At 60.6% G+C, this 8,200-nt stretch carries 6 protein-coding genes and 1 other annotated feature; all 6 genes read right to left on the reverse strand.

Annotation, left to right across the window (positions count from 1 at the left end; translation table 11 throughout):
• Window positions 1-72: 72 nt before the first annotated feature.
• A complete protein-coding gene (gene leuB / locus C4N23_RS13065; protein WP_112146543.1) occupies window positions 73-1,146 on the reverse strand; it encodes a 3-isopropylmalate dehydrogenase in 1,074 nt (357 codons plus the stop codon).
• Between the two features lie 92 nt (window positions 1,147-1,238).
• A complete protein-coding gene (gene leuD / locus C4N23_RS13070) occupies window positions 1,239-1,727 on the reverse strand; it encodes a 3-isopropylmalate dehydratase small subunit (RefSeq protein ID WP_055192283.1) in 489 nt (162 codons plus the stop codon).
• 15 nt (window positions 1,728-1,742) lie between these two features.
• Window positions 1,743-3,002 carry a 3-isopropylmalate dehydratase large subunit gene (leuC, locus tag C4N23_RS13075; RefSeq protein WP_097839949.1) on the reverse strand — a complete coding sequence of 420 codons (1,260 nt, stop codon included), beginning with the start codon at window positions 3,000-3,002 and terminating at the stop codon, window positions 1,743-1,745.
• A gap of 136 nt (window positions 3,003-3,138) precedes the next feature.
• Complete coding sequence (locus C4N23_RS13080; protein WP_112146545.1) at window positions 3,139-4,791, reverse strand: 2-isopropylmalate synthase; 1,653 nt, start codon at window positions 4,789-4,791, stop codon at window positions 3,139-3,141.
• A gap of 106 nt (window positions 4,792-4,897) precedes the next feature.
• Window positions 4,898-5,158: a binding site (T-box leader), on the reverse strand.
• Window positions 5,159-5,295: 137 nt separating this feature from the next.
• Complete coding sequence (locus C4N23_RS13085; RefSeq protein WP_242983803.1) at window positions 5,296-6,084, reverse strand: transcriptional regulator, IclR family protein; 789 nt, start codon at window positions 6,082-6,084, stop codon at window positions 5,296-5,298.
• Window positions 6,085-6,153: 69 nt separating this feature from the next.
• A complete protein-coding gene (gene ftsH, locus C4N23_RS13090) occupies window positions 6,154-7,977 on the reverse strand; it encodes an ATP-dependent zinc metalloprotease FtsH (protein ID WP_112146547.1) in 1,824 nt (607 codons plus the stop codon).
• Window positions 7,978-8,200 lie beyond the last annotated feature (223 nt).

Raw genomic sequence — 8,200 nt, forward strand, 5'->3', positions numbered from 1 at the left:
GCGACGGGTAGAATGACAAGCGGCAAATAAAAGAAGCGGTGACCGCCGGGGGCACCGCTTCGAAAAAACGTTTTAGATCTCTGCAAGGATCGCGTCGCCCATGCCGGTGCAGCCGACACAGGTGCAGCCGTCGCTCATGTTGTCGGCGGTGCGGATGCCCTTGTCGAGCACCTTGTTCACGGCGTTTTCGATGGCATCGGCTTCCTCGGTCAGGCCGAAGGAATAGCGCAGCATCATGGCCGCGGAGAGGATGCAGGCGGTGGGGTTGACGATGTCCTTGCCCGCGATGTCGGGGGCGGAGCCGTGGATGGGCTCATACAGGCCGCGGGTGCCGTCGCCGAGGGAGGAGGACGGGATCATGCCGATGGAGCCGGTGATCATGGAAGCCTCATCGGAGAGGATGTCGCCGAACATGTTCTCGGTCACGATGACGTCGAACTGGGCCGGGTTCTTGACGATCTGCATGGCGCAGTTGTCCACGAACATCTCACTGTACTCAACATCCGGGTACTCGGCCTGTAAGCGGTGCATGACGGCGCGCCAGAGACGGCTGGTGTCCAGCACATTGGCCTTGTCCACGCAGCAGAGCTTCTTGCGGCGCTTGCGGGCCGTCTCGAAGCCGATGCGGCCGATCCGCTCGATCTCGTGCTCGGAGTAGGGCATGGAGTCGATGGCCTGTTTCTCGCCGTTTTCGAGGGTGTGGGTCTCGTGATCGCCGAAGTAGACGCCGCCGATCAGCTCACGCACGATGATGAAATCGATGCCCTGTGCCACGATCTCCGGCTTCAGGGGGCTGGCCGGAGCCAGCTGGGGCCAGATCTTCGCGGGGCGGTTGTTGGAGTACAGGCCCATGCCCGCGCGGAGGCGGAGCAGACCCTTTTCGGGCCGCTGCTCACCGGGCAGACCCTCCCACTTGGGGCCGCCGACGGCACCCAGCAGGACGCTGTCCGCCGCAAGGCACTTGTCCAGCTCGTGCTGGGGGAGGGGGTCGCCGTACTTGTCGATGGCCTCGCCGCCCATGGCTGCGTCGGTGTAGTGGAAGGTGTGGCCGTACTTTTCGGCGATCTTATCGAGGACGCGGATCGTCTGCTTGACGATCTCCGGGCTGGAGCAGTCGCCCCAGATGACAGCAATGTTCTTTTCCATAATGGCTCCTTTATGCAGAACTCTCCCAGTCGCTTTTCGCGACAGCCTCCCTCTTTGAGGGAGGTGGCATCGCGCAGCGATGACGGAAGGAGTTATTTCTTCGTCAGCGACTTCATCAACCCGCCATCCGCGATGATCTTCTGGATGAACGGGGGGAAGGGCTCGGCTTGGAAGGTCTTGCCGGTGGTCTTATCGGTGATGAGGCCGGTGTCGAAATCGACGCTGACTTCATCGCCTGCGGCGATGGCGTCGGCAGCCTCCGGGCACTCCATGATGGGCAGACCGATGTTGATGCTGTTGCGGTAGAAGATGCGGGCAAAGCTCTTGGCGATGACCACCGAGATGCCCGCCGTCTTGATGGCGAGGGGGGCGTGCTCACGGGAGGAGCCGCAGCCGAAGTTCCAGCCGCCGACCATGAGATCGCCCTCGTGGACCTTGTTCACGAAGTCCTTGTCGATGTCCTCCATGCAGTGTGCGGCCAGCTCCTTGGCGTTGGGGGTGTTCAGGTAGCGGGCCGGGATGATGACATCGGTATCCACATTGTCCGGGTATTTGAAAACGGAACCGTTTGCATTGTTCATGGTGTTTCTCCTCTCTTAGACCGTGCGGGGGTCGGTGATGTAACCGGTGAGGGCGCTGGCGGCGGCGGTGGCCGGGGAGGCCAGATAGACCTCGCTCTTCACATGGCCCATGCGGCCCACGAAGTTGCGGTTGGTGGTGGAGACGCAGCGCTCGCCCTCGGCGAGGATGCCCATATAGCCGCCGAGGCAGGGGCCGCAGGTGGGGGTGGAAACGATGCAGCCCGCGTCGATGAAGGCGGTGGTCCAGCCGCGGAGGATGCACTCTTTGTAAACAGCCATGGTGGCGGGGATGATGATGCCGCGCACGCCCTTGGCAATGTGCTTGCCCTTCAGGATGTTGTAAGCGGCTTCCATGTCCTCCAAGCGGCCGTTGGTGCAGCTGCCGATGACGACCTGATCGATCTTGATCTCCCTGCCCTCGCTGGCGGGGTGGGTGTTCTCCGGCAGGTGGGGGTAGCTGACAGTAGGCTCCAACTGGTCGAGGTCGATCTCGATGGTCTGCTCGTACTCGGCGTCCGGGTCAGCCTCGTAGAAGACCGGCTCGCGCTGGCTGCGGCCCTTGAGGTAAGCTTTCGTCGTCTCGTCCACGGGGAAGATGCCGTTCTTGGCACCGGCCTCGATGGCCATGTTGCAGATGCACAGGCGGTCATCCATGGTCAGGTTGGCGACGCCGGGGCCGGTGAACTCCATCGACTTGTAGAGTGCGCCGTCCACGCCGATCTGGCCGATGATGTGGAGGATCAGATCCTTGCCGGAAACGCGGGGGCCGAACTTGCCCTTGAGCACGAATTTGATGGCGGCGGGGACCTTGAACCATGCCATGCCGGTGGCCATACCGGCGGCCATGTCGGTGGAGCCGACGCCGGTGGAGAAGGCGCCCAGTGCGCCGTAGGTGCAGGTGTGGCTGTCCGCACCGATGACGCAGTCGCCCGCGGTCACGATGCCTTTTTCGGGCAGCAGGGCGTGCTCGATGCCCATCTGGCCCACATCGTAGAAGTTGAGGATATCGTATTTGTTGGCGAACTCGCGGCACTGCTTGGACTGGGTCGCGCTCTTGATGTCCTTGTTGGGCACGAAGTGATCCAGCACGATGGCGATGTGCTCTTTATCGAACACGCTGTCGAAGCCCGCGCGCTGGAACTCGTTGATGGCGACGGGGGTGGTGATATCATTGCCCAGCACGATGTCGAGCTTGGCGTTGATGAGCTGCCCGGCCTTGACCTCGGCCAGACCGGCATGTGCGGCTAAAATCTTCTGCGTCAGGGTCATTCCCATGGTGGTACTCTCCTTTTATCGAATGGATGGACTCCCCCAGCCGCTTGCGCGGCAGCCCCCTCGGCGAGGGGGCCTGAAAGCCTCCCTCCGGGAGGGAGGTGGCATCGCGCAGCGATGACGGAAGGAGTAAATGCAATTATTTGCTGTTAATAGCAGATACCAGCGCCTTGATACCGGCCACGATGATATCGGTATCGGTGCCGGCACCCCACGTCATACTGCCGTCGCCCCATGAGAGGCCAACATAGGAGGCAGCGCGGGAGGTGGAGCCTTCGTCAAGGCTGTGCTCGGAGTAGACTTCGAGGTGGAAGTCCATGCCGGTAGCGCTCTGGATGGCGTTGGCCACGGCGTCCAGACGACCGTTGCCCACCGAGGTGACCACCTTGCGCTGGCCGTTCAGGTCCAGTGCGACGGTGGCGGTGATGCCGTTGACCTGTGCGAAGTGGGCCTCCACAACGGAGAGCGGCTTTTCCTTGTTGAGGAAGTTCTCCTCAAAGATGCGGAGCACTTCGGCGGCGCTGAGCTCTTTGTGGCTGTGGTCGGAGACGTTTTTGACCTTGTAGCCGAGGTCTTCGCGCATCTTCGGGGGCAGGTTGTAGCCGTAGTTCTGCTCCAGCACGAAGCCGATGCCGCCCTTGCCGCTCTGGCTGTTGATGCGGATGACGTCTGCATCGTAGGTGCGGCCGATGTCGTGGGGGTCGATGGGGATGTAGGGGCAGGTCCAGCGGTGTTCGCCGTGTTCCTTGCGGTAGGCCATGCCCTTGGCGATGGCGTCCTGATGGCTGCCGGAGAAGGCGGCAAAGACCAACTGGCCCGCATAGGGAGTGCGCTCGTAGATGTGCATCCGGGTCACCCGCTCGTAGGTAGCGCAGATCTCCGGCATGTTGGAGAAATCCAGTTTGGGGTCAACGCCGTGGCTGTACATGTTCATGGCCAGCGTCACAGCGTCCACATTGCCGGTGCGCTCGCCGTTGCCGAACAGGCAGCACTCGACGCGCTGGGCACCGGCCAGCACGGCCAGCTCAGCACAGGCGACGCCGGTGCCCCGGTCGTTGTGGGGGTGGGTGGAGATGATGACGCTGTCGCGGTACTTCAGGTGCTTGTCGCAGTACTCGATCTGGTTGGCGTAGACGTGAGGCATACTCATCTCGACCGTGACGGGCAGGTTGATGATCATCGGGCGGTCGGGGGTGGGCTGCATGATGTCCAGCACGGCGTTGCAGACCTCGACGGCGTAATCGACCTCGGTGCCGGTGAAGCTTTCGGGGCTGTACTCGAAGAGGAAGTTGCCCTCGTACTCCTGACTGAGCTGTTTGACCAGCTTTGCGCCGTCGGTGGCGATCTTCTTGATCTCCTCCTTGGACTTGTGGAACACCTGCTCGCGCTGGGCGACGGAGGTGGAGTTGTAGAAGTGGATGACCGCGCGGGGCGCGCCCTTGACGGCCTCGAAGGTGCGGCGGATGATGTGGTCGCGGCACTGGGTCAGCACCTGCACGGTGACGTCATCGGGGATCATATTCTTCTCGATGAGGGTGCGCAGGAACTCATATTCGGTCTCGCTGGCGGCGGGGAAGCCGACCTCGATCTCCTTGAAGCCGATCTTGACGAGCATCTGGAAGAACTCCAGCTTTTCCTCAAGGCTCATGGGAACGATCAGGGCCTGATTGCCGTCGCGCAGATCCACGCTGCACCATGCAGGGGCCTGTTCGATGTGGTCTTTTTTTACCCAACTGTCATAACCGGCGGGGACCGGGTAGTAACCCGGTGCGTATTTGGTAGCGTCCATCATTTTTGTTTTCCTCCAGCTTCCTATCAACTTACGGTCAACACGTTTTGTCAGCGTCCTTGCCCATATACGAAGAAAAAGGCTCCCGTCTCTCAAAGGACGAAATCCCTTGAGAGACGAGAGCCTGTAAGTTCAAACTACAGGGCACCCGTGGTACCACTCTCTTTGCTGGCAGAGCCAGCCACTCGACACGATCGGCTTTTGGCGGCGAATCGCTGCCCCGGTAACGGTGGGCATCCGTCAAAGCCTACTGCGATTTCAGCTTTGCCGCTCAGGGGCCAGTAGCCGAAGCTCTCCGCACCGCCTTGCACCACCCGGCGGCTCTCTGTAAGCAGAAAACACTTCGTTTTTTCCCCGTCAACGCATTTATGCTTGTTTCAAAGTGAGCTTATTGTACCAAACCCGTCTGCCCCTGTCAAGCAGTTTGACTCAGATGCAAAATGAAGAAAATTCAACTTTCGACGAAAAATTCCGGGCAGGTTTCATTCCTCGATGCACCGGAACGGGTCAGCGGCCGCTGGAAGTCTGCGCATCACCGGTCTCGGAGATCATCATGACGTTGCCCTGAATGGGGTTCTCCACGGGGGAGGCGTAGCCGCCGTAGTTCGAGTCGCGGCCTACGATCAGGTCGCGGCGGCAGCGGAGGCCGACGGTCAGGGCAGCGTTGCTGCCAAAGTGGCGGAGGGTGATCTTGGTCTTATCGGACTGGCCCTCGCACAGCAGGGACAGGTTCAGGGTGGTGGAGTTCTTGTTGGTCTGCAGCACCACGGTGCTGATGCCGTTGGCCATCAGCTTGCGCATCTCACCGACCGTGGCGCGGAAGGTGGCGATGTCCTCCGGGACGGAGAGGGTCATCACGCGGCCCTCCTGTGTGGCGGTGTAGAGCACCTGTTTGCCCAGCAGACCTTTGACGGTGTATCGTGCCGTGTAAACGGCTTTGGACGTGGCGTCCGTGCTGGAGTCAGCCGCCGACGCCGAGGTCTGCGCATCGCCGGTCTCGGCGATCATCATGACGTTGCCCTGCACCGGGTTTTCCACCGGGGAGGCGTAGCCGCCGTAGGTGGGGTCGGCCTCGCCCACGGCCACATCAGCGCTGTGGAGGGCGATGTCGCCTTGGACCATGGTGCTCTCATCCTGCGGGGGCAGGTAACCGGCGACGGTGACATCCTCGGTGAGGGCGGCGGTGTCCGCTTCACCCTCTGCGGCGAAGGCACCGACGCTCATGGCTGCGGCGGCAGACAGAACAAGGGCGGCCGCGATGGCCTGACGGGCGAGTTTCGTATTCAAAATCTTCATGGATGTGTCCTCCTGTATTTCCGGACTTTGGTTGTCCGTTCTATCTGGAATACGAAAGGGGAAAGGGGATTATTGCGGGGAATCCAAAATTTCCATGAATTCGTCGCCGGTGATGGTCTCCTTCTGGTAGAGGTACTTGGCCAGCTCATCCAGCTTTTCGCGGTTATCGGTCAGGATCTGGATGGCTTTCTGGTGCTGGGCCTTGACGAGGGCGACGACCTTCTGGTCGATCTCGCGCTGGGTCTGGGCCGAGCAGGCAAGGGAGGTGTCCCCGCCGAGGTACTGGTTGTTCACGGTCTCCAAAGCCACCATGTCGAAGTCGTCGCTCATGCCGTAGCGGGTCAGCATGGCGCGGGCAAGCTTCGTTGCCTGTTCGATGTCGTTGGACGCGCCGGTGGTGATGGAGCCGAAGACGACTTCCTCCGCCGCGCGGCCGCCGGTCAGGGTAGCAATCTTATTTTCCAGCTCGGTCTTATCCATCAGGTAGTGGTTGCCCTCTTCCACCTGCATGGTGTAGCCCAGCGCGCCGGAGGTGCGGGGGATGATGGTGATCTTCTGCACCGGGGCAGAGTGGGTCTGTTTTGCCGCCACAAGGGCGTGGCCGATCTCGTGGTAGGCCACGATGCACTTTTCCTTGTCGGTGAGGATGGAGTTCTTCTTCTGGTAGCCCGCGATGACCACCTCGATGCTCTCCTCAAGGTCGGCTTGGGTCACGCTCTTGCGGCCTGCGCGGACGGCCCGCAGGGCAGCTTCGTTGACGATGTTGGCCAGCTCGGCGCCGGATGCACCGGAGGCCATCCGGGCCACGACGCTGAAATCGACGCCGGGGGCCAGCGCGACCTTCTTGGCGTGGACTTTCAGGATCTCCTCGCGGCCCTTCAGGTCGGGCAGCTCCACGGGCACCCGGCGGTCGAAGCGGCCGGGGCGGGTGAGGGCCGGGTCAAGGGATTCCGGGCGGTTGGTGGCCGCCAGAATGATGACGCCGTTGTTCCCCTCAAAACCGTCCATCTCGGTCAGAAGCTGGTTCAGGGTCTGTTCGCGCTCGTCGTTGCCGCCGTACTGGCCGCTGTTGCGCTTCTGGCCGATGGCGTCGATCTCGTCGATGAAGACGATGCAGGGGGCCTTTTCCTTGGCCTGTTTGAACAGGTCGCGGACCTTGGAAGCGCCCATGCCCACGAACATCTCGACGAATTCCGAACCGGACATCGAGAAGAAGGGCACATTGGATTCACCGGCCACGGCCTTGGCCAGCATGGTCTTGCCGGTGCCCGGAGGGCCGACGAGCAGGATGCCCTTGGGCATCTGGGCGCCGATGTCCTTGTACTTGCTGGGGTCGTGCAGGTAGTCAACGATCTCCTGCAGGTTCTCCTTGGCCTCATCCTCACCGGCCACATCCGAGAAGTGGATGCCCTCGGTGGACTGGACGTAGACCTTGGCGTTGGATTTTCCCATGCCGCCAAACATCATGGAGTTGGGGCCGCCCATCTTATCCATGAGCTTTTTGTTCATATAGTTGCCCAGCGCGGTGAACAGGATGATGGGCAGCACGAACCAGATCAGAAAGCTGAGGACCGGAGACCCCTGTTCCACGATCTCGCTGGAAAACTCGGCCCCGGCGGTGTAAAGCCGCTCGGTCAGGCCGGAGTCATCCATCAGGCCGGTCTTGTAGACTTGGGTGTTGTCCTTATCGGTGAAGATGATCTGGTTGGACTCGATGTCCACTTTGCCGATGTTCTTCTCCTCGGTCATGCTCATAAAGGTGCCGTAGTCCACCTCTTTGATCTGCCGTTCGTTCATCCACGGCACAAGCACGACATTGAGGAGCAGAATCAGTAAAAGCACGATGGTATAATAGATCGCCAGCGGCTTTTTGGGCGTTTTGACTTCTTTCATGAAAATCCTCCTTTTAGGTCGTATAAAGCCTCTCTGAAAAGAGAGTAGCACATTCAAATTTAATATGCCAGTTTTGCCAGCACCATTTTGCAAAAACTTCGCAGTTCGTTCATAAAACAAAAACCAAAAGAACCTCCGCCCAGCTGTGAACTGCACCCTATTTGTTAGACAGTATGGTATACTGTTTAGGAAATGGGGTGTTTTTGTATGCCAAAGGGACAAC

The organism is Faecalibacterium hattorii (assembly GCF_003287455.1).
Classification (GTDB): Bacteria; Bacillota; Clostridia; order Oscillospirales; family Ruminococcaceae; genus Faecalibacterium; species Faecalibacterium hattorii.